Source organism: Arthrobacter sp. 260 (assembly GCF_013116745.1).
In the GTDB taxonomy this organism is placed as follows: domain Bacteria; phylum Actinomycetota; class Actinomycetes; order Actinomycetales; family Micrococcaceae; genus Arthrobacter_D.
Genome location: NZ_JABFOE010000008.1, coordinates 26,737 through 52,419, shown reverse-complemented (window position 1 = coordinate 52,419; position 25,683 = coordinate 26,737). Strand labels below are relative to the sequence as shown.

Here is a 25,683-nt window from a genome sequence, read left to right as displayed (position 1 = left end):
GCGACCGCCCGTGCGGGGTCGCTCGTATGAGAGAGGTGCACAGCGAAGCCCACGGGCTTTGGTCAGGAATCGACTGGACGTTCCAGCCGCGCTTCGATCTCGGCGCGGTCTTCTTTGAGCTGCGTGGCGTCAGGGCGCGAGGGCCAGGCGCGCAGGTCGGTGATGATCGGTGGCGCGGAGCGCAGCAGGGTGACGCCGGTGCCGAACGGCAGTGTTCTGATCCGGTCGGGTGGGAGGATTGGGACGCGGCGGATGGAGCGTTGGTTGGAGCGGGTGCCGTGGTCGCCGAGGGTCACACTGTCGGTGTACTCGTCGCGCTCGCCCATGAGCGTGGAGAGGTCTTGGAGGTCGCGGGAGTTGGAGGCGCCGCCGAGGATGACCTTGACGATGCTGGCGTCCCAGATCGCGCCGGCGGCGTTGTCTGACCACTTGTCCCGTGCTTGGGCCAGTGACTGGAGGACGGGCAGCGTGGTGATCCCGGTGCCGCCGCCCTCAGCCATCAGCGTCGGCAGGGACGGGAGGGGTGCGAGGTTTCCGATCTCGTCCAGGGCGAGCAGCAGGGGCGGGTCGAGCCGGGCACCGGGCGAGCGGGCGGCCAGACGCCGGGCGGTCTCGATGAGGTCTTCGACGAACGCGGCCACCAGCGCGGCGGATGCGCCGGCTCCGGCGCCGGTGGCGAGGAGGTAGAGGGTGCCGCGTTCTTGGATGAAGGTTTCGGGGTCGAACGCTTCGCCGGGTCCGGGTGAGACGGCGTCGAGGACGCGGGGGTCGGCGAGGGCTCCGAGGGCGAGGGCGACGCCCTGCCAGATGCTGTCGCGGGTCTTGGGGTCGGAGTCGATCATCGCGCCGAGTGAGTCCGCCCACCCGGTGGCCGCCTGAGCGCTGTTGGTGAGGATCGCGGCGGCCTCGGCGGCAGCGGTGGGGTCGAGGGTCCAGCGGAATAGCTCGGACGGTGGCCGGTGGTCGAGGGCTGCGGCATGCAGGAGTGCTTGGAGGGCGGTGCGGGTTTTGCCTTCCCAGAATCCGCCGGATTCCACTCCGCCGGCCGAGAGTCCGGTGCCGGCTGCGAGCCCGGTGGCGCGGATCATCGCGGTCAGCGGGTCCTCACAGCCGCGGATCGGTGACCAGCGCATGCCTGCGGGGATGCCGTCGGTGAGGTGCTGGGGGTCGAACAGGGCCACCGGGCGTCCGTCACGCTCCCGGGCGCGGAGGGTGGCGGTGAGGTTGTCTGGGCGGGTGCTGGTGGTGACGACGGCCCCGGGCGCATCGAGGATGGCGTTGATGACCACGTGGAGGCCTTTGCCAGACCGTGGGGGTCCGATGAGCAGGATTGAATCCTCTACACTCGCCCACACGTCCTGGCCCTTGGAGGTGCCGATCCGGTAGCCCACATCACCAGGGGCCGGGCAGTCGAGGGATGGACGGAGAGTCGCGGCTCGGCGCAGCAGCGCTTTGGCTGAGGCGCTCTGGTTTACCTCGTGGGCGGTGGCGGTGCCGGCCAGGCGTCGCGGGTCCGTGTCGACCTTGCGGGAGTAGCGGCACAGCCCGACCCACACCCAGGCCCCTGCGGCGGTGAGGCCGGCGAGCAGGATCGCGGTGACGATCCAGTACGCGACCGGGCTGAGGCCGTGGGCGTCGAGCGCTGTGGCGGGGTCGTCCGGGTTGAGCAGGACCGCGAGTCCGGAGGCGGGGCCGGCGGAGGGTTGGGGTGTGCCGGTGAGGAACGCAGCCACGCTTCCTGCGGCGCGGAGGATGAGTGCGACGCCGAACATCCCGACCAGTCCGATGAGGGCGGCGTTGGTCAGCTCGTCGCCGAAGGAACCTGCCTGGCGCTGCTGGGGCGCGTTCACGGCAGCCGCCGGACATGGACGGTGCCGGAGATGCGCCCGAGCAGCACCACCTCACGGGTGCCGTCACGCAGCAGGGGGGAGATTTGGGTCTTGTCGAGGAGGGTGCGGGCATGGCCGGTGCCGGTGGCATCGGTGTGGGAGACGATGACCGCGACGGCGACGTCCTCACCGGGCACGAACCCGTCCCCGGTCACCTCGACCAGTTCCGGCGTGCGCGCCTTCGTGTCGTGCTTGCCGCGTTGCTTCTCCGGGTCGGCCTCGGGCGGCTTGGGCGGGGTGCGTCGGCCGGAGTGGATGATGTCGGTGAACACGCTCCCGTCGGTCTCACGGACTTCGATGCGCACCGCGGTTGTCCGGTCCTCGGTGATGGCATCCAGCAGGACTCCGAAGGACCTCCGCGTCCAAGCCTGTCCATCGGCCGGTGGAAGGAAGGGACTCCCGTCCACAGTGACGTCCAGTACCCCGGCCTCAGCGACGGTGACGACTGCGTGCGGCAGCATGATCGGGGTCTGCGCGGGTTCCCGCCAGGTCGAGCGGCGTGGGCGTTTGCGGTTCATCACTTCACCCCCTGAATGAGCCTGGAGCTGGTGTCGAACAGGTCCAGTTCAGCGGGATGCAGTTGGTGTTGGGTCACGAAGGCCCTGTCCTTGATCCGCCATAGTCCTTGCCCGACACCCAGCGAGGGGAGAAGTTTTTGTTCGGTGCCGGTGAGCCCGAGGGCCTGGGCGGTGGGGCCGAGCTGATCGGATTCCTGTCGGTACACGATCCTGGTCTCGGCATTGGCCAGTAGCGAGTTCGCCAGGGATCGCATGGCGGAACCGGCGTCGCCAACGTTGTCGAGGTCGGAGAGCTTGTGGAAGATCAGCATGTTCGCGATCCCGTAATGCCGCGCCAGCCGCCAGTGAGCGTCCATCCGTCGCAGTAGTGCCGGGTGGGACATGAGCCGCCACGCCTCGTCATAGATCACCCACCGTTGCCCACCGTTGGGGTCCAACAACGCGGATTCCATCCATGCGCTGGAGCACGTCATCAGCACCGAGATCAGGGTGCTGTTCTCGGTGACGCGGGACAGGTCCAGGCTGATCATCGGCAGGGACGGGTCGAACGTCACCGTGGACGGGCCATCGAACAGTCCGGCGAGGTCGCCGGCGACCAGGCGGCGCAGGGCATGGCCGACGAGCCGTCCGTCTTCGGCCAACCGGTCGTCGGCGCCCGCGTTCGGGTTGAGGATGCGGTCGACGACCATCGGCAGGATCGGCACGGTGTTCTCCCGCACCGTCTCGGTCAGGGCAAGGTCGATCGCGGTGTGCTCCAATGGCGTCAACCCCCGAGTCAGGACCGTCTCAGCCAGTGACCCGATGAGGTCACGGCGGCGGGACCCGACCGTGATCGCCCACTGTTCATTCGACAGACCGGAGGGCCGGTGGCCCTCGTCAAGCGGGTTCAGACGTGTGTTGAGTCCGTGGCCGAGGACGATCGCCCTCCCACCGACCGCCTTCGCGACCGCCGTGTGCTCACCCTTCGGATCACCCGGGACGTAGACCCGCCGCCCGAACGGAAGACTGCGCGTGTAGAGCGACTTCGCCAGGGACGACTTGCCAGAGCCGACGATCCCGGCCAGGACGACGTTCGGTGCGGTGATGATCCCGCGGGCGTAGAGCACCCAGGGGTCGTACACGAACGAGCCGCCGGAGTAGAGGTCTTGGCCGACGAATACCCCGTCGGCGCCGAGTCCTCCTTCGGCGACGAACGGATACGCCCCCGCTAACGTGGCAGAGGTGTCCTGATGCCGAGGTAGCCGGAACCTGCCGGGGGTGCGCAGCGCTGCCGGTCCGGGTTCACCCGCGGCCGGCAGATAGGTGGTGGCGCGTCGTTCGGCGCGCTCGGCATCAGCCTTTGCCCGCGCTGCGGCGTTGTCGGTGCGCCGTTGTTCGGCTCGGAGGCGGGCGGCGGCCTGCAGGCGCTGCTTGCGGAGCCGCCGGCGCTCGGAGGCCGGCGCGACCAGCACGGAGGTGTGCAGCCGCTCGCTCTCGGTCACAGCGACAGCCCCCGCCCAACAGATGTGGTCGAGCGGGCAGGACCGGCGAACCAGTCCTTCTCCGCCCCCGGCGATGTCTGCCCCGACTGCGGCAGGGGTAACTTTCGATCCGCGGCGGGGAGGGGGTTGGTGGCCTCGCGGCTGGGCGCCGTGGTCGCGCCGGTCAGAGACGGGTCGGGCGGGACCAGGTGGACGCGCAGCAGGCTCACGTGCCCCATCGCCGCGTTCGACGTGAGGGTGTAATCGCCCTCGACCACCACGTGGTCGAGGGGTCCCGCCGGGGGCTCGTCGTAGACGTACCCGTTCTCCAACGCGGCGGCGGTGGTCTCGTCCCCGTAGTCGAAACCCTTCAAGTGCTCGATCGCCGTGGCCGTGCCGTCGCGGTCGATCAGATCGAGTACCTCGTCAGCATCCTCGCCTTGGAGGAACACCACAGAGACCCATCGCCGCGCGGCAGTCTCACTCAGTGGCTCTTCTGTAAGGTCGGGTTCCGGGTGCCAGGCGATCCTGCCCGAATGACCGAACGCCGCATCGAGCCGGTCATGCACCTGATCCAGCAGGGTGCCGGCCTGGTGCAACTCGTCCGCTGCGGTCAGGGCACTGTCCGCCCCGGCGGGGTGGTCACCGTGATCGTCGTGGGCACGGTCACGGTAGGTCAGATGTGCGTTCGCGAGCTGGTCGAGCACCTGCCGAAGCGACCGCACCACGGCGGTCATATCACCGAACACGGCGTACGTGTCGGCGGGATTGTCGAAGGTCCGGCTCGCGTGGGCCAGGCCGCGCAGCGCTTCTGATGCCTCGGCGGCATCGGCGAGTGGATCGTGGAACGTGGGCATGACCGGCCTCCCGTGGAACGCGAGTGAGTCCCCGGATTCGGGGTCACAGGTCAGGTGCGCGCAACGACACAACGGGGCCCAGCGGGCTTGTCAGATGTGGCGGCAGAGCGGGAGCGCGGCAGCGGTGAATGCGGTGGCCTGTTGACCGACGAGCAGCCTGGTCTCGCAGGAAGTTTGGATCGCGGCTTGTTCGATGGCGGCGACGGCGGCTTCCAGCTCGTCGATGGTGGGGGCGGAGACGCTGATGAGGCCGGTGTAGCGCAGCACGCCGTGGCCGGCGGTCACGTCGGCTTCCTGCTGGAGGACGTCATGGTATTCGGCGGTGAGAGCGGCGTCTTCGATCTGCCCGATCTTCGCCCGCTGGGCGGCGTCGCTGATGTGCTCGACCTTCTTCTTCCTGATGTCGCGTGCGGCTTGGTCGGAGCGCATCGGGGTGCACAGGAGCGTGAACGAGCGTTGGACGCCGGTGGACAGCAGCACCGGGGACAGAAAGCCGGGGTAGACCATCGATCGCGGCCACTCGCTGATCCACAGCGTCGCGTGGTGGGCGGAGTCGGTACGTAGCCTTGCCCAGGACTCGTTGACTGCGACGGGGCCGGCGGTTGCGAGGTTCTGCCCCAGCTCACCGTGGCGTTCCAAGGTTGCTGCGATCGCTGGGTCGTACGCGCTGCGGAGGATGACGGCGATCTGTCCGGGGGTGAGCCAGCCGGAGGGGGTGAGGTCGGCGGAGCGGAGGGCTGAGGTGAGGGTGGACATCTCTTGGCGCAGGACGGCGGCGGCGCCGCGCAGGCCGCCGCCGGCGGTTCTGATCTGCCGGGCGGCGTTCTTCATGTCCAGTGACAGTGACAGGGTGGAGGCGTGCCGTTCCCCGGCGGGGCCGGCACGGTCGATGAGTTCGGCGTAGGTGGTCGCGGCCCAGGAGTCATCGGAGATCCCGTGGGAGGCCCACCATTCGGCGAGCCCGGTACCCGAGTCCGGCAGCGTGCGCTCCAGCACCTGGAGGGTCGCGATCCGGCCGGAGCGGCACACGGTGGCCAGGACGCGACCCCAGGAGGTGACGCGGCGTTCCTGCTCGCCCGGGTCCAGCAGCACGAACGCGGGGTGGGCGACCTCGCACACCACGGTCAAGGTCTGCTGGTGGGGGTCGTGAATCATCCCGGCGCCGGTTTCGGGGTCGGTGTATTCACGCAGCCGGGCTGTATCGCCGGGCAGGGCGAGGGTCCCGACAGGCCGCGGTGTCACCACGCGTCGCCGGTACAAGAGCTGCCCGCCGGTGGAACGCCAGAGCCACCAGAATGCGACGGGTAGCCATTCGATGGCGGGGCGTCCTGCGATGGGTGTCCAGGTCAGGGCGGCGGCGAGCACCCAGACGGGTGCGGTGTAGGCGAGCAGGATGCCGCCGCCGGCGTAGAGCGCGGCAATGATCGAGAGGACACCGGTCGCCAGGGTGATGATCTGGGACAGTGACAGGCCCAGGAGCACTCCTCGGCGGGTGAGGCGGGAGAACTTCACCGGCGCCAGCTCTAAGGACGCCATGCGCTCATTTTTCGTCGTCATGGGCTCACTGCCTCCCGGTCGGTTTCGGCGCCGGTGGGGGGGTCTGCTTCGGCGCGGACGGCGTCCTGGGTTCCGGTGTGGACGGCGGGGGCGCCTGTGCCGGCGGGGGTGTGCTGCCGGTCTGGGAGGCGGAGTCTGCGGCGGTCTCGCCTTGGCCGCCGAGGGCGGTACCGGCTTTGGGTCCGGCGGAGGCGACGTCCTTGGCGACCTTTGCGCCGATCACCGTCGCTGCGGCCGGACCTACCGCCGCAGCACCCGCACCCGCACCCGCACTCGCTCCGGTTCCTGCGCCGGCTCCGGCGGAGCTGCGGCCTGCGGCGGCGGTCTTCCCTCCGCCCGATTCGGCAGCACCACCAGGTGCCTGGGGTGCCGGGTTTTTCGGTGGGGGCGGGTTCTTCCCACCCCCATCCCCGCCGCCGTTGTTGTCGCCGTCGAGGACCTTCTTCGGCTCGCCGCCCTGCGGCTTGGATGGTGTGGGGATGGGCCGGTTGAGGGAGTTCTTCGCGTCCTGCTCGGATCCGATCGCGTGGTACATGTCGAAGCCCACAAACGACAGGAACTTGTAGGTCAGGTAGGGAGCGAAGGCGGCCATCGCCATCAGCACGATCCCGGCGATCGGATCAGCGACCGAGGACAGGTCCGCATCGATCGGCGCGCTGACTTGGGTAATGGCGACGAGGAACATGACGACCAGGACGAGTTTGGAGACGATCAGGGCGATGATGAACATCGCCCACTTGCTGATCCACCCTTTCGTGGCATCCCATGACGCACCGGAGAACGCCAGAGGGGCGAGGACGATCGCGACCAGGAGGAGTGCTTTGCGGACGAGGAGGGAGAGCCAGACGATCGCGGCGGCGGCGATGGCGAGGCCGGCGAGGAAGATCGTGATGATCGCCCCGACACCGGGGGCGGCGATGTTGATCCCGACCAGGCCCGCGGCGAGCAGGGTGATCTTGTCGCCCATCGACTCGGTGGTCTCGCCGGCGGCTTGGATGATCCCGATGCAGAGCTGATCGACGATCTCCAACAGCAACGCGGTCAGGGTGATGACCACGAATGATCCGAGGACGGATTTCGCGAGTCCGAGGGCGGCGCGGGAGAGGGCGGTGGGGTCACGGCGGATGAGTCCGGTGATGAGTTGGAGGCAGAAGAAGATCAGCATCACGAACACGGCGATGCCGAACAAGATGTTGTAGACGGCCACGTACTCCGGCCTGGTGACGTCCACGAGGGTGGTGGTGTCGAACACCGTCCAGACGGCCTCGAACAGCCAGCCCGCGGCGGCGCCCATCGCGGAGGCAAGCCAGTCGAACGGTGCCGAGACCAGGGTGGCGGCGGCTTCGCCGGCCACGTCGCACACGGACGAGATGATGGGGACATCGCACACGCCCACCGCAATCACTCCTCACATATAGGTGTCGAGTTGGTGGGTGGGGTCAGACCTGCTGGCCGACGTTCCAGAAGAAGTTGATGAGCGTCACCGACGCTCCGCAGATCACCGCGGCACCGCAGGACACGAGGACGCCGACCTTTCCCCGGCCGGCGAGGTGGGGGTTGGAGGAGTTGGCGCCGAAGCCCCACACGATCGCCGAGATGATCAGCGCCAGAACGGACAGGATCAGGCCGACGGTCATGACGGCGCCGACGATGGTGCGCAGCTGGGCGATCCCGGGCAGGCCGTCGCTGTTGGGGTCGATGGTGATGTCCATCGGCATGAGCGCGGGCAGAGCGGTGATGAGATCGAGCACGGTGGGTCTCCTGACGAACGAACTCCGCCTCTGAGGTGGAGAACATGGATGGGTTCGTCGGTCAGGTGCACGGGCCGTCCCCGCGGCCCCGGGAAAGCGACAGTTCCGGGATGCGGGCGGTGTGGCGTCAGAGTTGTTGGCCGAGGTCGATGAGCCAGTTCATCCACGCGACCCCGCCGCCGGCCAAAACGGTGGCCCCGAGGGCGGTCCAGGCGCCGATGCGTGCCTTGGTCGCTGCGGCATGGTTGCCGTTGGCGGTGGCGATTGCCCAGATGATGGCGCAGACGATCAGCATGAGCACGGCGGTGATGAGCACGAAGGTCAGCAGCGCGCCGACTACTTCGCGCAGGTCGCCAATGCCGCTCAGGCCTTCAAAGTCGGGGAACACGTCCATGGTCTTCAGCTCCTTGCCCGGACGGTGACGTGGAGGTGGTCGATGTGCCTGGTGGTGATATCGGTGCCGTGGGTGTAGTCGCGCCATCCTTCGGCGTCGCGGGTCAGGGACCAGATCTTGTCCTGCCAGATCAGATATTCGACGCCGAGGGTCTCGGCGTGCTCTTTCATCCAGTTGGTGACCTGCCATCCGGCCTCGAGTTGCGAGGTGGTGGGGTGTTGGCCGATGGTGTTGCGAATGTGAGATCGCATGCCCGGCCCAGGGTGTGTTCTGAGACGTTGCCGGGCCGCGGCGAGTAGCAGGCCCACGAGGTCTCGGGGAACGCTGCGGTGGCCTGGTTGTGGAGGTGCAGGAGGCGGGCGGTGATTCGCCCGTCGCTGGTGGGGTCGTCGACCATCCGGTCCGGGCCGCCGTCGAGCGGGTCCGGCTCGTCGCCGGGTGCTCCGGTGTCGGCATCGCAGCCGGTGGGGGCGCCAGTGGCGGGCTTTGGCAGATCGGCGGCCTCGTGGGCGTTGAGCCAGGCGGCGGGGTCGGTGTGCTCGCCGTTGGTGCCGCCGTTGCGGACCTCGAAGTGCAGGTGCGGGCCGGTGGAGTTGCCGGAGGAGCCGACATCGCCGATGTGCTGTCCGGCGGTCACGGTGTCGCCGGCGGTGACGTGGATGCCGGTCTCCCACATGTGCGCATACGCCGTCGCCACGACCGCTCCGTCGATGTGGTGTTCGATGACGATGAGTCCGCCGTCACTGCTGGAGAACTCCGCGACGGTCACGGTGCCGTCTGCTGCGGCGAGGATGGGGGTGTCGTCCGGGGCGGCGAAGTCGGTGCCGGTGTGGAACGAGTTCTCCCCGGTGATCGGGTGGGCCCGGGGTCCGTAGTCCGAGGAGGGCGCCCAGGTGTCCTCCGGCAGCAGGAACACGACCCGCGACGACTCTACCGGGACCGTCTTCACGACCGGCACCACAGTGCCGTCGACGGTTGTAGTGCCCGTGGCGCCGGTGGTGGTCGTGGTGGTGAGGGTGGTCAGGATGGTCTCGGCCACGGGCTCGTAGTTGCGATACCGGTCGGGATAGGCGGACACCTCGACGGCCTGGGCTGCTTCGCCCTTGTCCATGGACTTCCAGCCGGGGATATCCAACAGGCCTCTGGGGCTGGGGTAGTTGGGGCCTTCTGGTCCGCCGAAGAACGCCCGCGCCTGGTAGGTCGGGTCCATGAGGTCGGTGACCGTGCCCCACCCGGACTGCGGCCGCATCTGGAACAGGCCCAGGCTGTCGTGGTCGGAGCCGTCGCCGTCGTTGGGGTAGTCCGCGGATTCGGGGTAGGTGCCCGTGTTGGTGAGTTGCCGCAGGGTGGATTCGGTGAGGGCCGCCATCAGCGCGATCTGGAGTCCGTCCCGGGTGACGCCGTCGATGCGCGTGCCGGTCTCGATGATCGTCGCCGCGTGGGTGAGCTGCCGGTTGTTGAGGGTGAAGGTCTCGCCGTTCGCGGTGGTTACGGTCAACGACTCGGGGACGTCGCCGATCGTGATGGCGTTCCCGGCGACGGTGCACGCGGCGGTGGAGGCGGGATTCATCAGCAACCCGATCCCGACCGGCGCGAACGACGGGCCGAGCAGGACCAGGGTGAGGGCGGCAGTCGCGAGCTTCTTCACGATCGACCCCGGGGCCTTATCGCAAGGGGTTGTCGAGCTGGGACAGCCGCAGCAGATGACAGGTGTCATAGGCTGGGCCGCAGCCGATGAACACCGTGAACGCCACCGCATGTTCGGAGGCGACTGGTTCGTCGTTCCACAGGCCTGTGCGGTGGCGGGTGCCCTCGATCGTGTAGGCGGTCGTGCCGTCGGCGAGCTGCCCCGGTTGCGCCTGAGCGACGGCGGTGTCCCATGCGTCGGGGACGAACAGGGTGTCGATGGTGAGGTGCTGGGTCGTGGCGTACTGGCGCAGCTCGACCCATGCCTCCCGGGTGGGCAGGTAGGTGGCGATGTCGGAGGCGAGCCCCGCCTGCTCGGCACCGGTGGGGTCGCCGACGGCGAGGAGAACCGACGTGTAGTCCAGGGGCATGAACCCGGATGCGGTGTCCCACCCGAACAGGGCGGTCGCGACGTTGCGGGCGAAGGACTCTGGGTCATCCGACCCGGCGACGACCGGCAGACGCGGCGTCACGGTCTGGACCGGGATGGCGGGTGTCGTGACCACTGGCCCAGACCCGACACCACTTTCGGTGTCGGTGCTGGTGGGTGGTCCGGTGATGAGGCCGTAGCCGCTGACTACGGCCAGGACGAGGACTGCCGCGAGGGCGGCGAGCACGGCGATCCGCCGGCGACGGATACGAGGGTCGGCGAGGTCGGGTGTCTTCATGCCTGTAGGTGCACGACCGTACCCAGTCCTCGCCGCGGAGGGATCAGAGGGCGCGCAGGCGACCCCGGACAGGCCCGGGCTCGCCGGTCTGTCGGTCGCGGGCGGCACGCAGCTCCTCCGCGAACCGGCCCGTCCCGGCGGCAGTGGTCAGGAAGGATTCGATCTGTTCGTCGCTGAGTTCGGTCGCGAGCTGGCCGGCGTCGTAGTGGGTCCACCAGTCGACCAGCTCGCCCCAGGTGAGCACGAACGCCCGCACCGGATACCGCACCGGCTCGCCAGCGTCATCCGCGGACGGGACTGGCCGGGGTGCGCGCTTCTTCGTCTGGGTGTTCTTGACGCGGGCGAGCGCGTCGGCGGCGAGCTGGTGCAGGTCCGCCTCGCGCTGTCCCTGGGCGGTGGCGACGGCGGTACGGACTGCTTCGTAGATCGGGTGCACCGGGGCGCCGGCGTCGATACGTGCCAACTCGGCGGTTACATGTGCGCGGAGTTCGGTTGGTTGGGCGGGGTCGTCGGCGATCTGCTCCAGGTAGCTGATCTTGTCGAGGGTTTTGTAGGAGGCCCCGCCGGGGATCATCGCTGCTGCCTGTTCGCGGGTCTTGCCGTGCGGCCCGGGTGACGGGGGTGGAAATTTTCCACCCCCGTCACCTCCGGGCTGGTGTTCGCTGCTGAACCGGGTCGCGGCTTCCCGGCCGGCGGCGTCCTCGGCCATCAGCGTCTTCAGCTCCCGGTAGAGAACGGCCGCCTCGGTCTGGGTCAGCGGCTTGTGGAGCACGTTGTCGTCTTGTTCGGCGAGGAGGTGTCCGAGTCGGTCGGAGATCCCGGAGCGGACCCACACGTTGACCTTCTTCCACCCGAGCCGTGTGATGGCCGCCAGCCGGCGTGCGCCGCAGACGAGTACGCCGTCGGGGGTGATGGTGATGGGTTGCAGGAGCCCCTCGCGGTCGATGGAGGCGGCGAGTTGTTCGATGTCGCCCAGATCGGTGCGGTGCCGGCGTCCGACACGGATCGAGGCGACCGTGCGCTCCAGCTCGATGAACCCCGCTGGCGCGCTCACCGAGACCCACCCCGGTCATGTTCGCGCGGTGCTGCGAGGCAGACGGTGAGGGTGAGGTCGTCGTCGCGCAGCAGCATAGGCAGGTTCTCGCCGATCAGCAGCCGCAGCAGCACACCCCGCCCGGCTGTGGTGGCGGCGTAGGCGGGGTGGGGATTGCCCAGCAACGCCTTCAGCAGGGCTGTCCAGGAGGCGCGGGGGAGGTCGAGGAGGGCTCGGGCGTGCTTGTCGCGTCGCAGCGCGTCGTAGGTGGCCTGGCGGGTGCCGGTCCGGGTCAGCGCCCCGCAGACATGCTCAATCCCGGCCCGCGCCGTCGCTGGCGGCCAGTCCAGCAGGGTGAAGAACGCGATGGCGTCCTCGACTACCGCCGACGCCGTGGTGCGCGCCCCTGCGGAGTCCTCCTTCTCGTCCTCGTCCTGGTTCTTGTCGTGCCTGGTGGGAATGGGGTCGGTGACCTGGAATGCCGGGTCGTAGTCGGTCAGGGGGTTGTCGCGGTCGCTGAAGCGTTCGGGGTCGTGGAACGCCGACACGTGCGGGCGCCGTGCCTGATGCACTGAGCAGAGCAGACCTTGGGCGCGTTCCTCGAAAATGCAGGTGATCCGCACCGCATGGGTCACCACCGCCCACGGGTCGACCGCCGTGCGGGCGGCCTGGGTGCGCATCACGTCGAACGCTGCGGACGCGGCCTCCCACGGGTCCAGCCCGTGCTTGTGCGCCAAGGGGGCGTACTTCTCGGCCACGAACACCATCAGCTCCGCCCCGGCCGGGTCGTGCTGCCACGCGCCCGGTCCTGCGGTATGGAGCCGGCGCAGCAGGATTCGTAGGCCCTCACTGGTCGTGAAGTCCCCGGCGCTCTCAGTCGTCTGGCCGGTGGTGGCGTGTGCGTTCTCGGTCATGGTCAGGGCACCTCCTGACAGATAGGTGCGCAGGCGTCCCCCTGCAGTCGCCATGGGCGACGTGCCGGTGCTGGGGACGCGCATCGTCAGCTCACCCCAGCCCGATCCCCGAGCGAGTCACCCACGACTGCGGCCCACCCGTTCGTCCGAACTCCGGCACCGACGGCAGACGCCTAGCCCGCTCGCTCACGGCCGTCTGCACGGTAGTGACCCCGCGGCTTCCCGCACGGACCGCCCGGCCCGGGAGGTGGCGGGAGCGGCGGGCCAGCTCGACCTCAAAGTCGATACCCCGACCCGCCACCGCGGCGCCGTGACGAGCGATCAGGTCCGTGGGCCGCACCCATTCCGCACCCCGCACACGTCTCGCGCATGCCCCTGTCTGTGACGTAGCGCTGCCCGGACGGCGGACGACGTTTGCGGCCTGCACCGCCTCCGGCGTCTCGGTCCTCTGGACAGGCTCCGCCGTCGCCCGGGTCGTGTCCGGCTCGGGTGCCTGACGGCGCTCGTGTGGCTGGGTTGGATCGGTGCTCATGGGTTCTCTGCCTCCGCGGTGTCGCTGCGCTCGGTGTCGGTGTCTGTGTGCGCGGTGTCATCGGGAAGGTGCGTGCTGGTGAACCACCGGCCCACCGTCGAGGGATGCACCTGGAGCTCGCGGGCGATCTTCTTGTTCGACCAGCCCCGCCCACACAGCTCCCGTGCGCGGTCCCTCCGATCCGTGCCCGCGGCATCCCTCGGACGGCGCGGTGTCTCCTTGATCGACGGGGGCCGTTTCAGCGGCATGCTTTTGATGGGCGACGACGTCGGAGCGACGAGGCTTCGTTGCGCAGGTACGGCGATGGAGGCCTCGGTCGGCTTTTCCGAGGATGAACGCTCGCCGGTGGCGGGGACGGGTCGGGTGAGGATGACGGTCAGGTGGGTGATCGCCAGCAGCACGACCGGTGGCACTGCGGCCACGGCCGCGGCCAGCACGCCCGGCACATCGGCATCGGCGGCGACGACGGCGTGGATCGCGTTCGCGGTCACCGACACCGCGGCCCCACCGGCCAGCAACGCCCACGGATACCACGCCGACCTTTGCCCGGCCAGGGCGACGACGGCGACAGTGGCGACCACGATGATCCCGTCCACGATCAGCGGCCACGCCCACGCCTGCCCCTGACCGATCCCGGACCGGGCGGCCAGGTCCGCCAAGGCTGTGAAACTGAGCCAGAACGCCCCGGCGGCGATGAACACCGTCCCGGCACCGGCCGTCACCACAGCCCGGCGCCGACTGGCCCTCCTGTCGCGGATGGATGTAGTCATCCCAGCCCCCGCACACTCGACGATCGTGAAACGGCAGGGTCTCTGGCAAACCAGTCGTCCGTAGCTGCCGGTGAAGGGTCCCGGACCGTGGGCGAGGTGGAGTTCTCCCTGGTGGGGTGGGCGGCACGGTAGGCGGAGTGGACGGTCGCTGTGATCTCCCGCTCATCCAGCCCCGCATCGGAAGCAGCAGCGCTCAGCACGTCGAGGGCGTCGGAGGCCGGGACGCCGTTCTCCGCGAGGCGGCATGCGGCCCAGAACAGGCCACGGTTCCGCTCACCCTCTCCGCGGCCTGCGACCCACGCCGCCAACCGCGACATATCCGCCTGTCTTTGCAGACCTTGGTTTTCCGGCGGGCGAGGTGCCGGGCGCGGGTCGAGGAAGTCCCGCAGCCGATCTGAGTCCAGCACTGAGGAAGTTCCGGCGTTGACCCGCCGCACCCGGTATCCGGCGACAGCACCAGTGGTGGATACCTCGGAGGGTGGGAGGAGGATGTATCCGCCGTCGCCACGGAAGTCGATCCCGGCGCGCGCCGCCTGCCAAGACCGCTGATCCTGACGAGGCGTGGCCGGGTAATAGGCGTGCATCCCACCCGACGGGGTGGACACAAGGAACTGCCACCCCTCCGCCAGCCCCGCACGGGAAGCGCGCAAGAACCCGCGGAACCCATCGACGGGGCCGTGGACATCGACATCAACCACGACGAAACCAGAGGGCGCGCCGGTCGGGACGCCGATGTTTGCCCCCGGATGCTCACCCCACCAGGCCTCCACCTGATCGGGGTCGGCGGCCGCGTCGTGGAAGCCGTGCTCGGTGAGTGGGCGCTTGCCACCAGGCACGCACGGGAACACCGGCACCCCTGAACGAGCCAACTCCCGGGCCGCAGCGGACAACGGCCACCGGCCGGACGCCCGCGTCAACGCACCGGAGAAGACGCCGGGGACACCATCACAGCTGCTGCCCGTGCGTCGACATAGCAGGGACGTGCCGCGGACCGGTCCCCGATGGCTGCGGCATCGCATGTGCCGGCGCTGACAGCTCGCGAGCGGCCAAAGGTCGTTCCGTCGGGTCGCGGTGCGGTGTCTCATAGTCCAGGCCCGGCGGAGTGCCGTCGCCGACCTGGGCGCTGTCGAGCTGGTCGAGGATCGCCAGGGCGGTCTTGCGGACCCGCTCACCGGTGGTCTTCACGATCTCGACCGGTTCCTTGCCATCGACCCTGGCCGCCCACGTCGACACGTACGGGATCGTGTAACCACTGGTGTCCAGGCCGTGGGCGGCGCCGAGCATCAGCGCGACCGACTCCGCCTCGACCTCACCGATCCCACGATGTTGACGCGCTTCGGGTTGATCGGGTCCGTGCATGAGCACGTGGCCGAGTTCGTGAGCGAGGGTCTTCACCTGCGCGGCGGGGTCCATATCCTCCCGCACCGCCACCGTCTTCGCGCCGTAGTCGGTCATCCCGTTCGCCGCATGGATGGATGCCCCGTCCGGGACGCGAAGCAGGCGGAATCCCGCGGCATGCACCTGGGCGGCGAGTCCTTCCCAGAGCCCCGCGGGAGCTTCACCTTCGAGCAGTATTGGCGCCGGAGGGGAGGGGAGGGGATCGCCTGCAGTCTGGGAAGCGTCCCACACGTACGCGGGCCGCACGCCAATCATCTTCGACCGAGCAACCTCGCCCGGCTTGGGCTTCTCGGACCGGTTCAGTCGTCGCCACGACGCCGGATCGGACGGATTAGCCGATGCGAACCGGCCGGTTACCGGCGCGAGGATCTGGTACCCCGGCTGCCCCTTCTGCACCTGACGGCCCAGCTGCTGCCACTGCTTGTACCCGGCGACGTACGTCGGCATAGGCGAGGGCACCAGTTTGGCGTCGAAAGCCGCGCAGTGCTGAACCCAGATCAGCAATGTGTTGTTGAACGACCGAGAGCGGAACCGTGCGGCGAACGCCAACGCGCGTGCCCAATCATCACCAGAGACCAGTTGTGCGACGGCGTCCGTCAACTTCTCGTGCAGCTCGTCGAGCTTCGCCTCCTGCGCAGCTCGGCCTTCCTCCATCGATGCCATCATTGGGTCTCCTCTCCGGCGGGCCACGGCACTCGTGTGCGTGGCGGTACACCGTTGAGGTGAGCCGGGAGACCCAACGGATCGTGACGGACGACGGGACTGGACCGTTTCCACAGCCATGATCAAGCCGCCAGCGCACTGGACATGAGCACGCAGTCGGAGGGTTGTGTTCGAGCCGGGCAGCATTCACCTCCCGGGTTGGAAGCGCGGCGACAGCGGCGCTTTTTGACAGAGCCGTTCCCCTCGAAGCCCGCCGTTGAGCATGCTCAAAATGCTTGAGGGTTCCGTTCTAACACCCCCGTTGAGCATGCGCAACCCCTTGATTTGAGCATGCCCAACGGTTATATTGAGCATTCTCAACACTCCGCTCGGGGGCAGCCGAACGACGATGCCTTTGCCTGACCCGAGGGGAAGGGTGATCAAACGAAAATGACAGATGAGGACAACACAGCGGCGCAGGACCTCGCGAAGCGTCTGCGGCTCCTGCTGGATGTCGCGATCGCCGAGTCGGGTTCCGAACCGACCTACTCGCAGATCGCGGCCTACCTCGATCAGCGCGGAACTAGTCTGTCGAGGTCACGGTGGACCTACATGGTGAACGGCCACAGGTTTGTGCAGGACGCTGCGGTCTTCGAGGGATTGGCAGCATTCTTCGACGTGGATGCGGCCTTCCTGGCCGGGGAGGGCGACGCGCCTATTCCGGCTAAAGTGAGTGCGCAGCTGGATCTCGTGCGCTCGATGCGGGCGGCCAAGGTGAAGTCGTACGCGGCACGCACGCTGGGGGATATATCACCGAAAGCGCTCCAGGCGATCAGCAGGTTCTTGGACGAAGAAATGACGCACACCTGAGCAGTGACGGCGCCGCTCCGCACGGAGCCGGCATCGGCACATGCTCCCGGAGTGAGAGCGAAAGCACTTTGAACATCGAACAGACCGTGTCGACGGCCGTAGCGAGCCTCGCGCTGGACAGCACTTTTACGTTCGATGAATTGTGCCAAGCGATGCAGAATCATAGGCAGCGCAAGCTCCGCGTCGTCGAACTAGCGGATCTCGGCGACCACGACGGAATCTGCGCGCTGTGGCTGATCATGGACTCCGAAGACCTTGTTCTCCACGCTCGCAGTGACTCGTTCCTGCACCGCCAGCAGTTCGTCCTCCACGAGTTCGCCCATATGCTCCTTGGCCACGGCCAGGGCGACGAATGCGCGGTTGACGACGTCTTGCTCCCCGACATCCCAGCACACACCCGCGGGCGCTTACTCAGACGGCAAGATCCCAATTCTGACAGCGAGATCGCGGCGGAGTCCGTGGCCGATCGGCTCGCCGCTGCGATCCGAGCATCGGCCTTCGCTGAGTCCCGCTATTCGGAGATTTTCGGGTGATCCAGACCCTTGTCGCGGTACTCATGTGGGTGCTCGTCGTGAGTCTTCTCATCCTGCGGCGCAGACGCACGGACCGCAGCCTCACGTACGCCGCACTCACCATTTCCGTCGCGATGACCCTCAACGTGGACCCGATCTACAGCACCGTCGATGCGGCCCTTGGCGCGACAAACATCGCAACACTTCTTGCCGATGGCGCGTTGATGATTGGGCTCTTTTTCCTCGGCCGGGGGATCATGAAGGCCGGAGAGTATCGACCAAGACTGGTGCGTACCGCCCTGGGACTTCCCGCGCTCCTCATCTCACTTGTCGGGGTTGGGTCTGCTTTTCTGCTCATTGACCGAGGGGCGACGACGACGACCTTCATGAGCGACCTCGGAGCACAGCCAGCGGCGGCCACTTACTCGATGATTGGCTTCACGTACTGCGGAATCGTGGTCGCAGCGATGATGATCCTCGCGGGACGTCAATATCGCCTCCGCAATGATGGGGCTCAGCGCATTCCCGCCGGCTTGCTGCTTCTTGGATCGATTTTTGGAGTCGCACTGTGCCTGGTCGTTCTGATCATGGACGTCGCGCACGTCGTTGGCAATCTCGATTTAATGGATGCCGTCGCCGCGGCATACGGGCCTCTCTATTTGCTGACGTTCGTCTTCCTGTGCACTGGTTTGGCAGGGCAATCAGCCGTCCGCTACGTGCGAGACCGTTCACGGGGCGTGAGAACTGGTGCGCTGGTGAACGAGCTGGAGCCGATCTGGCGTCGGGCGACGCTCGTTCGCCCGGGGTTGAGCCAGACGCACTCTTCGGCCGCCAACATGGAGGACCCGGAGACGCGCCTTCATCGAGTGATCGTCGAAATCCGCGATGCCATGATTGATCCACGCGTCTCGTTTGAGGTGAGCAGTCACGAGCGCGCACTTCTGGGACGGGCGGAAGACCACCTCCTTGGGCTCGACGGACGGGGCGCGCAGGCAGCCGACGATACTTCAACTCGCCGTGGTTCCGAACGAGGGCACGTATGAAACGCCTTCTCGCCGCGGGAGCGGTGTTATTGACTGCATGCGGGTTAGGTCTCGGTTGGGGCATTGCTCGGCGGTTGACGGCATCCGCAGGGCTGAGGAAATTCGACCTCGTCGTCCGTGACGTGGAGCGCGACGGTGATGGCTGTTTGATCGTCTTGGACCGAACGCGCCAGACAGTGGCGGATGGCATCTACAACCTATGGTTCCAGAATGGCGGCTGGGTTCAACTCTCTGCCGAGGTCCTCGATCGAGGGCGAGGTCGAATCGAACGGCCCGTGACAAGCGCTTCTGCCGGCTTCGCCCTGGCGGCTGGCGATCGTACCTCATGGAGCGGGATTTACTTTGCGAGTCCAACTGATGCTGGCCTTTCCGCCCGAGAAGTCGCGGTTGACACCGCCGTGGGAAGTGCTCCGGCCTGGCTTGTGGAGGGAGAGAGTGACCGCTCGACGTGGGCGATCCACGTTCATGGTCTGGGGAGCACCCGAGCGGGCACATTGCGCGGCGTGCGGGTCGCTTCGGACCTAGGCTACACATCGCTCATCATCACTTATCGAAACGATGGAGAAGGGCCGAAGGCGGGCTCTGGCCGGTCCTCGCTTGGGTTCACGGAAGTCGAGGATGCCGAAGCAGCAGTACATTACGCGATACAACACGGAGCACATCGGATCATTCTCTTCGGATGGTCGATGGGCGCCGCGATTGCGCTGCAACTCGTCGACCGTGCGCGCTACCACGGCATAATCGTGGGGGTTGTGCTGGAGTCTCCGGTGCTCGACTGGGTCGCGGTGATCAACGCGAATTGTATTCGTAGCGGGCTGCCTGCCGCGTCAGGCATCCTTGCTATTCCGTGGCTCACGCTTCCCTCGCTGTCACGCATGACCGGTCTGCCGACGGCCATCCCGCTTCGGGATCTTGATTGGGTCGCACGCGCCGCAGAACTCGCTGTGCCCATGCTGATCATCCACGGGACCCTAGACGACTCCGCCCCGATTCGAGTCTCGCAGGCCGTTCGCGACCTGCGCCCCGACCTCGTTGAGTTCGAAGCCTTCACAGCCGGTCATACACTGTCATGGAACTCCGACCCCGAACGCTGGCAATCGACGGTCACCGCCTGGCTTTTGGCACACGTCAACGCTGACGCCAGGTGAGGTTAGCGTCCCACGGCGCGAAGGGTCGCGCGAGGTCTCCGACGCAAAGACCGCCGAAAACTGCGGCCCTGAAAGCAGAGCTCGCCACGGCCGCTGAACCGGCTACAGCAGCCGAAACCCGGGCAGGACAGGGAGAAGGGGCTGCAGCCAGAGCGCGTGCGGAAGTAGGTACTCTCGCCGTGGACCTCGCCGCAGCGATCATCACCCAAGCAGCGCCAAGATTGGTGAGCATCCAGCTAGAGGACGGCTCGTGATTGCCGTGCATCACGGCAGCCTCTTCTTCGCCCCAGGTGCACCACTAAGGCCCTTCGCGCAGCCCACCGCAGAAGGGCTACCGGCTGGATGAACTGTTGACAACGCCCTTAGTCTGAAAAGACCTGCTTCGCTTTCGGGGGAGTGGACGATACGGAGAAGGGGCTATCTAATGAGATAGCCCCTTCTTTATGCCTGCGAGCCTCCATGAAGGGCCGGGTATGGACGTTACCTGAGTTTCCGGTGTCCGTGACCGACGAGATCGGTCGGACGCTCATCAAGGAGGTACCGGAGCGTTTGAGCGTTCCACGACGCGTAGAACCCCTCTCAGCTAAAGAGGGTCGGGCCGTGCGGGATCTCATCTTGAATTCGCGAAAGGAAGATTTCTGAGGATCGTCTCGGTGCACGGATTGATCATTTAGAGCCCCCGATCTTCGGGTCCTTCGCCCACGTGGGCACCAGACCCCCAGGGGAGGTCTAGCAGACGCCGGGTCAGGTCCACCGTCGGTGTGGGCCTTCTCGACGTAGGTCCGGGGGAGCGTCCTGAACCTGGAAGGAGGTTGGCGGATCGGCTTGGTTCGCTAGCTGTTCCCGTAGTAGGCATCGTTCAGGTCATCCCGGTGCCGCGCCGGGCCGTTGACGTGCTGGTCGGGGACGGGCAGGCGCGTATTCAGCCTGATCGGCTGCTTATCTGACCTCCCCAGTAGGTACCCCTGCCCGGCGATCACTGGGTGACGCGGGGGTGGGGCGACGCCCGGGAGCAGCAGCGCGGCCAGCATGCGCGGCTCTTCGACGCCTTCGGCAACGATCCACCCTCCGGTCTGTTGAATGAAGGTGATGGCGGCCTGCACGGTCGCCTGCGATGAGGGGTCCCGGTCGAGGCGGGCGATGACGTCCCCGTCGATTTTGATGATGTCGAAGCTGATCAGCCTGAGCGCCTGCAGGCCGGCGTTGCTTCGGCCCATGTCGTCGAGGGCAAGCCGAAATCCCTTCTCTTGTGCCTGTCTGAGGGTCCGGATGGACTCGGCATGGTTTAGGCCGGACTGTTCGGTCACTTCCAAGACGACGTCCTGCGGTTCCAGTCCCGCCACGGCGAGCTCGGCGGCCAGCTCATTGAGGTCAAAGCCCGGCAGGGTGTCCGGGTGGACGTTGAGGAAAAGCAGGCCCTCCCACTGCTGGCCGATGACTGAGGCTAGCACCGCCGATCGTGCGAGCCGGTCCAGTGCCGGGGCGACACCGAGGCGTTCGGCCAGTTCGAAGGCCTCGTGAGGTCCGGTGATCTTGGAACCTTCCGGCAGGCGCAGCAGCGCCTCATGGGCCAGGACGACGCCGCGGTGCAAATCCCAGATGGGCTGAAACGCCACGGTGATGGGTCCGCCGGCGACCAGGGCGGTGAGCTCGTCGATTTTTTCGGCACTGACGGTGTGGCCCTGTGCCATCGACGTGAAGGAGACACTCCGATGCCGTCCGAGGCGTTTGGCTTCGTAGAGCGCCGCGTCGCTGCGCTCCCACAGCTCAGTCAGGGTCAGCGGCTCGTCGGAGTTTGAGGCGACACCTGCACTGAAAGATACCCCGGGAAACCGTCCGGACAATGCTGCCCGAACCCGTTCAAGTGCTTCGGTGGCCTGGTTTTCGTCCCTCCCTGGGAGATGACGGCGAACTCGTCGCGCCGAGCCGGAATGGGGTGTCGGAGGGGCAGAGTTCAACGAAGGAGTCGGCAAGGGCCTGCAAGACCCGGTCACCGTGGCTGTGGCCCAGCCGGTCATTGAGTTGTTTGAACCCGTCCAGATCAATAAGGGCAAGACTCACGGCCGTGTTCCTGCGGTCAGCCAGCGCTGCTGCCAGGGACGGCCCGAAGGGGCGCCGTCCGGAAAGCCCTGTCAGGGGGTCAGCGTCGGCCTGTTGCTGTGCCCGCAACTGCCGCCGCTGGAGCGATCGTCCCCCGAACAGATACGACAGGGGCAAAGCGACCATAATGGCTGTCAGCAGACCCATGAGCTTGTTCTGCCCCAAGTCCTTGACCAGTTCCGTGATGATGTCCGCGCGCTGGTCCACCTCCAGGATCAGAGTTCCTTCCGGTGATGAGATCGGCAGCAGGAATTCGTACCTTCCTGTTCCTGTCTCCCCTGCCTCAGCTTCGGTTTGGACAACCGTCCGGCCGGTGGCCAGCACTTCGGTTAGGCGCGACGGGTCCATGTCTTCGGACACATCGCTGTCACCGCCTTCACTTTCTGCAATCAACCCGCCGGCGTCATTAAACAGACGGGACTGCCCCCGGTTTGTGTTGACTCCTTGACCTAGCGAGCTTGGGCTCGTGGAAGGATGTTGACCATGCCCACGGCTTATGGGGCGGAGTTCCGTCAGGATGTTATTGATGTGGCCCGGAAGGGCGAGGCTCCTTTGGCGCAGATAGCAAAGGATTTTGGGCTCTAACGCTGCGTCCGCCAGTTATCAAAATCGACCGGGACTTGATCCACGATGTTGATCGGGATGAAGCCAAACGCGCGTTGATCGAGATGCTGGGGACCTTCGCCAGCCGAGTCGACGCCTGGATCCTCGCCGAGGGAGTCGAAACCCCGGAGGAGCTCGACACCTTGGCCGGTCTCGGGGTTCCGCTGGTGCAGGGCTATTATCTGGGCCGGCCGGCAGCGCCTTGGCACCGGTCACCGACGAGGCAGCGCTGCGGCTGGCATCACGGGAAAGATCCGCCCGGTCGATTAGCCTGCGCGGGATCGTCGAACCGGCAGGAACCGTGCACAGCGTCGCCAAAGCCGTCCAGGCATTCTGCAGCGACCCGCGGCTACACCACGTGGTGTTGCTGGATAGCGTTACGCGCCGGCCCGTGTGCGTTGTGACCGCCGAAGCGGCAGCGCTTGGGGTGGTGACTGAGGGGGTGAGAGCGAACCTGGACACACCGGTGGACCAGATCCTGACACGATGCATGACCAGGAACGAGGGGGAGCGCTTCGACCCGATCCTCGTCACCGACAACGCGGGACGATTCGCGGGGATCGCCCGCATGGAACGCCTGATCACCGCCCTCGCCGTAGCGTACGAGTCCGGGCACCCGGAAGCGGCACCCACGAACTGAACTCCTTAACGTTAACGGCGGTTTCAACCGCCGGACCACGTCATGCCCTATTGGGGCTCGTCATGCCTCCGGAGCCTGGGGTGCCGGGGGTGTGTCGGTGGTGCGCTCGAGCCAGCGTACTTTCCTGTTCACATCTCACCGCCGCTCCGGTGGTTCCTGCCCGGCTCTTACCGCCGGCTCTGGGGGAGTGGGTCCCATCAGGGCTACGTTCCGCGCTGATCAGTCGGCCGAGGGTTGTTGGGGCCCCCAACTTCGCTCAACAACCCTCGGGACTATCACCGCGGATCATTTGATCGGTGGTGTGCACAGATAGTAGGCGCACGCTTCATTTTTGACCAGCGCGAGGATTCATCGCTGGTGGAACGATTACTTGCTCTGGGATACCAGTGCAGGACCTGATCCGTGATTCGATTGATGATGAAGGTTGGGGCCGCACATCATCTGCGGACGGGGGAGGACAAGGGTTCCCTTGTTCCCCTTCGGTTTGTCTTAGGGGCCGGGCTGCATGCGTTACTTTCAGCTAGGCGCACGATGTTTATTAGTGCGGCCCGCAGGGCAGGGTTGGTCAGCCCGTTGGGAATATGTTCGCTGGCTTCGCTGTGTTCTATTTCCCTGAGTACTTTCCGACCCGCTGTTGTGAGGCCTACACGCCAGACGCGCCGATCCGCGTCGTCCCTGGCACGTTCCACCAACGCGCCGTGTGATTCCAGGCGATCGATGATTTTGCCGATTGTTTGGGTCTGCACGTGAACCAGTCGTGCGAGCTTCACCTGTGTCAGGGGTTTGTGTGCTCGGAGGGCCTTCAAAGTGACTACACCGGCTTGCGTGATGCCGCTCAACCGTAGGCGTCCGTTCTCTCGGTTCTCATTCAATCGGGCCGCAGTGGTCAGAAGACGGACAGTTGGCCATTCACTCATGTCCATAACGAGGTACCCTTCGTTTCCGGGGCGCGATATACGGTCGGTTTTGAATCTCGTGGCCGGGTGTTCGGTGTCCTGCAAGGGGGGTGCGAGGTTCCCCAGGAACGGTGCTTGTGGCTTTTGGGTCGGCGTTCTCGAGTCCTTGCCTTGTGGCATCCGGAGCCCGTCGAGTCCTTCGGGCACTACCAGGTTCTGACCTCGACCCGGCTGATCTACAGGCACTATCAGAGCGGTCCCGTGCGGTGATCACCGGACGCGGCGGTGAAATTGAACCAGCCCACGAAACGCGAAAAGACTCCCTGCCCGGAGGTTAGCGGCCTTCAGGGGTGCCGGCGTCTACTCTTCTACCCTTGCAGATTGTCCGCTGAAGCGACCGTTCAACCTTGAGGTCAGGGTGATCCTGCCGGTCCCGATCAGGTGTCAGCCGGGCGGGCGACTGTGCAGCGCATCACGCAACAGTGGCAGGAGTTCGTCCCCATCAGCGCCGCGAACGACAGGGATTGCGTTGATGGAGTCTGCGTCCTGATCACCCCCGGCCCGCTCGGTCGGTCGCACCTCACGCAATGCGATAGCCGCCACATGGTCCGGGTGGTCCCTCGCCAGGTCGCTGTAAAGGGTGGGGTCATGTTCGCCGTTATCGCCAACGAGGACCCATGTGACATGAGGCATGTCCTGGATGAGACGGGCGAGGGAGGACGATTTGTGTTCCTGACCATCGCGGAACCAACGGTGCGGGGTGATGCCCCAGTCGGTCATCAGGACTGCGCCGGCCGGGAAGTCGTGCCGTTCGAGGAAGCGGGACACCGGACCCACGAAGTTCCACGGGCCATTGCTCAGATACACCACCCCGGGATGGTCCTGACCCTCAACAGCGGTCCGGAGTAGGCGCGCCATGCCAGGCACCGAGCGCCTAGTTGAACTGGAACCGCGCAGGGTGCGCCAGGCCGCCCGGGCAGGATGGGAGATACCGGTGACCCACACGGTGTCGTCGATGTCGCAGACCACACCGCGCACCGGTTCACCGCTCATCACGTGCACGGTCGCAGGAACCTGCGCACGGCCGTCCACGTGCAGGGAAGCTTCAGTGCTGCCCGGCTCTAGGGGACTGTCCAACGATAACCGGGAATCGATGATACCGGCGGAGTCGCTGGTGACCGTGGCCGTGACACCACCAAGCTCGATCCTCACATCGACTCCAGGACTCTCCAGGGTGAGCAGGCGACGCCAACCGGAGATACCAGGCCGGGCAGCAGGATCCACCGACGCCGGTGCGAGGACGACCCGGCCCAGCACGCGGGCATGGTCGGCGCTGGCGTAACCCGAATACGGAATCACCGCGGGCGTCCACCCCTGACGGGCCGCCCGGCGCGCCAGCCGGTTCCGGATTCCTTGTTCCGTGCGATAGGCGGCCGTGACCGCAGCTTGACGGAACCGGCTCGACTGGGGATCACGTGAGGACATCAATACACGGTACCCGTAGAGCCACGAGTCCGGTCGACGCTCAGCCCCGATTCAAGCGATGCCCGGTATATACGACGTGGACCTACAGGAGGAGCGCCGCGCTTTCCTCTGATAGGCACCAAGACGATTCGGACCGTGAAGGGATCAGGGCATAACAGATGGCAGGCACTCGGGGCCTAACGACCGTTGTGGCCAACTCGCCCACCTTGGTTTGCGGCGGCCGTGGAAGTGGGGGGAGCTGCCTGGCCGTTTCTATGCGCATGGTCTTTCAGTGTGTTTAGCTGGGCCAATCAGTTTTCGCCGATTGCACCAGTGAA

23 protein-coding genes and 2 pseudogenes are annotated in these 25,683 nt (G+C 66.6%); 6 read left to right on the top strand and 19 right to left on the bottom strand.

Going from position 1 to position 25,683, the window contains the following annotated elements; all coding sequences use genetic code 11:
- Positions 1 to 62 precede the first annotated feature (62 nt).
- The 16 genes and pseudogenes from HMI57_RS10555 to HMI57_RS10480 all read right to left on the bottom strand — a co-directional run bounded on the left by HMI57_RS10555 (position 63) and on the right by HMI57_RS10480 (position 16,093).
- Complete coding sequence (locus tag HMI57_RS10555) at positions 63 to 1,850, bottom strand: TraM recognition domain-containing protein (RefSeq protein WP_171585983.1); 1,788 nt, start codon at positions 1,848 to 1,850, stop codon at positions 63 to 65.
- Positions 1,847 to 2,407, bottom strand: a complete 561-nt coding sequence (locus tag HMI57_RS10550) for a hypothetical protein (RefSeq protein ID WP_171585982.1) — start codon at positions 2,405 to 2,407, stop codon at positions 1,847 to 1,849. The genes HMI57_RS10555 and HMI57_RS10550 overlap by 4 nt, the downstream gene beginning before the upstream one ends.
- The gene (locus HMI57_RS10545) at positions 2,407 to 3,888 is read right to left on the bottom strand and encodes an ATP-binding protein (protein WP_171585981.1); all 1,482 of its coding nucleotides are present in this window, start codon (positions 3,886 to 3,888) and stop codon (positions 2,407 to 2,409) included. The genes HMI57_RS10550 and HMI57_RS10545 overlap by 1 nt, the downstream gene beginning before the upstream one ends.
- Entirely contained in the window at positions 3,885 to 4,724 is an 840-nt protein-coding gene (locus HMI57_RS10540) for a hypothetical protein (protein ID WP_171585980.1), read from the bottom strand. Before HMI57_RS10540 ends, HMI57_RS10545 begins: the two co-directional genes overlap by 4 nt.
- 90 nt (positions 4,725 to 4,814) lie before the next feature.
- Positions 4,815 to 6,281, bottom strand: coding sequence for an SCO6880 family protein (locus HMI57_RS10535; RefSeq protein WP_171585979.1), 1,467 nt, complete (start codon positions 6,279 to 6,281; stop codon positions 4,815 to 4,817).
- Positions 6,282 to 6,285: 4 nt separating this feature from the next.
- Positions 6,286 to 7,677: a conjugal transfer protein TrbL gene (locus HMI57_RS10530; protein ID WP_171585978.1), complete on the bottom strand. Its 1,392-nt coding sequence runs from the start codon at positions 7,675 to 7,677 to the stop codon at positions 6,286 to 6,288.
- A 43-nt stretch (positions 7,678 to 7,720) separates the two neighbouring features.
- The gene (locus tag HMI57_RS10525) at positions 7,721 to 8,032 is read right to left on the bottom strand and encodes a DUF6112 family protein (protein ID WP_171585977.1); all 312 of its coding nucleotides are present in this window, start codon (positions 8,030 to 8,032) and stop codon (positions 7,721 to 7,723) included.
- A 127-nt stretch (positions 8,033 to 8,159) separates the two neighbouring features.
- Positions 8,160 to 8,426, bottom strand: a complete 267-nt coding sequence (locus HMI57_RS10520) for a DUF6112 family protein (protein WP_171585976.1) — start codon at positions 8,424 to 8,426, stop codon at positions 8,160 to 8,162.
- Positions 8,427 to 8,431: 5 nt separating this feature from the next.
- Positions 8,432 to 10,077, bottom strand: a pseudogene (locus HMI57_RS10515) (M23 family metallopeptidase).
- A gap of 13 nt (positions 10,078 to 10,090) precedes the next feature.
- Positions 10,091 to 10,780: a hypothetical protein gene (locus HMI57_RS10510; protein ID WP_171585975.1), complete on the bottom strand. Its 690-nt coding sequence runs from the start codon at positions 10,778 to 10,780 to the stop codon at positions 10,091 to 10,093.
- Positions 10,781 to 10,823: 43 nt separating this feature from the next.
- Complete coding sequence (locus HMI57_RS10505) at positions 10,824 to 11,834, bottom strand: ParB N-terminal domain-containing protein (protein ID WP_171585974.1); 1,011 nt, start codon at positions 11,832 to 11,834, stop codon at positions 10,824 to 10,826.
- Positions 11,831 to 12,727 carry a hypothetical protein gene (locus HMI57_RS10500; protein ID WP_171585973.1) on the bottom strand — a complete coding sequence of 299 codons (897 nt, stop codon included), beginning with the start codon at positions 12,725 to 12,727 and terminating at the stop codon, positions 11,831 to 11,833. The genes HMI57_RS10505 and HMI57_RS10500 overlap by 4 nt, the downstream gene beginning before the upstream one ends.
- Positions 12,728 to 12,818: 91 nt before the next feature.
- Positions 12,819 to 13,259 carry a hypothetical protein gene (locus tag HMI57_RS10495; protein WP_171585972.1) on the bottom strand — a complete coding sequence of 147 codons (441 nt, stop codon included), beginning with the start codon at positions 13,257 to 13,259 and terminating at the stop codon, positions 12,819 to 12,821.
- Positions 13,256 to 14,029, bottom strand: coding sequence for a DUF2637 domain-containing protein (locus HMI57_RS10490; RefSeq protein WP_171585971.1), 774 nt, complete (start codon positions 14,027 to 14,029; stop codon positions 13,256 to 13,258). The genes HMI57_RS10495 and HMI57_RS10490 overlap by 4 nt, the downstream gene beginning before the upstream one ends.
- On the bottom strand, positions 14,026 to 14,919 hold the full coding sequence (locus tag HMI57_RS10485; RefSeq protein WP_228721064.1) for a bifunctional DNA primase/polymerase: 894 nt from the start codon (positions 14,917 to 14,919) through the stop codon (positions 14,026 to 14,028). Before HMI57_RS10485 ends, HMI57_RS10490 begins: the two co-directional genes overlap by 4 nt.
- 55 nt (positions 14,920 to 14,974) lie before the next feature.
- Positions 14,975 to 16,093 (bottom strand): ArdC-like ssDNA-binding domain-containing protein, encoded by a 1,119-nt coding sequence (locus tag HMI57_RS10480; RefSeq protein WP_171585969.1) that lies wholly within the window; start codon positions 16,091 to 16,093, stop codon positions 14,975 to 14,977.
- 426 nt (positions 16,094 to 16,519) lie between these two features.
- On the opposite strand from HMI57_RS10480, the gene HMI57_RS10475 reads away from it, so the two are divergent.
- The 4 genes from HMI57_RS10475 (at position 16,520) to HMI57_RS10460 (ending at position 19,642) form a co-directional block, all read left to right on the top strand.
- On the top strand, positions 16,520 to 16,939 hold the full coding sequence (locus tag HMI57_RS10475) for a hypothetical protein (RefSeq protein WP_171585968.1): 420 nt from the start codon (positions 16,520 to 16,522) through the stop codon (positions 16,937 to 16,939).
- Positions 16,940 to 17,091: 152 nt separating this feature from the next.
- Positions 17,092 to 17,472 (top strand): hypothetical protein, encoded by a 381-nt coding sequence (locus HMI57_RS10470; protein WP_228721056.1) that lies wholly within the window; start codon positions 17,092 to 17,094, stop codon positions 17,470 to 17,472.
- Positions 17,469 to 18,494, top strand: a complete 1,026-nt coding sequence (locus HMI57_RS10465) for a DUF6545 domain-containing protein (RefSeq protein WP_171585966.1) — start codon at positions 17,469 to 17,471, stop codon at positions 18,492 to 18,494. Before HMI57_RS10470 ends, HMI57_RS10465 begins: the two co-directional genes overlap by 4 nt.
- Positions 18,491 to 19,642, top strand: coding sequence for an alpha/beta fold hydrolase (locus HMI57_RS10460; protein WP_228721055.1), 1,152 nt, complete (start codon positions 18,491 to 18,493; stop codon positions 19,640 to 19,642). The genes HMI57_RS10465 and HMI57_RS10460 overlap by 4 nt, the downstream gene beginning before the upstream one ends.
- Positions 19,643 to 20,475: 833 nt before the next feature.
- On the opposite strand, the gene HMI57_RS10455 is transcribed toward HMI57_RS10460, so the two are convergent.
- A complete protein-coding gene (locus HMI57_RS10455) occupies positions 20,476 to 21,486 on the bottom strand; it encodes a GGDEF domain-containing phosphodiesterase (RefSeq protein WP_171585965.1) in 1,011 nt (336 codons plus the stop codon).
- Positions 21,487 to 21,502: 16 nt separating this feature from the next.
- Positions 21,503 to 22,102, bottom strand: a complete 600-nt coding sequence (locus HMI57_RS19545; protein WP_171585964.1) for a GGDEF domain-containing protein — start codon at positions 22,100 to 22,102, stop codon at positions 21,503 to 21,505.
- A gap of 260 nt (positions 22,103 to 22,362) precedes the next feature.
- Between HMI57_RS19545 and HMI57_RS19380 the strand changes: the two are divergent.
- Positions 22,363 to 22,479: pseudogene (locus HMI57_RS19380) on the top strand (EAL domain-containing protein); the annotation flags it as partial.
- Between the two features lie 68 nt (positions 22,480 to 22,547).
- Positions 22,548 to 22,985, top strand: coding sequence for a hypothetical protein (locus HMI57_RS10445; protein WP_228721054.1), 438 nt, complete (start codon positions 22,548 to 22,550; stop codon positions 22,983 to 22,985).
- 1,340 nt (positions 22,986 to 24,325) lie between these two features.
- On the opposite strand, the gene HMI57_RS10435 is transcribed toward HMI57_RS10445, so the two are convergent.
- Complete coding sequence (locus HMI57_RS10435) at positions 24,326 to 25,366, bottom strand: phosphatase domain-containing protein (protein WP_171585962.1); 1,041 nt, start codon at positions 25,364 to 25,366, stop codon at positions 24,326 to 24,328.
- Positions 25,367 to 25,683: the final 317 nt, after the last annotated feature.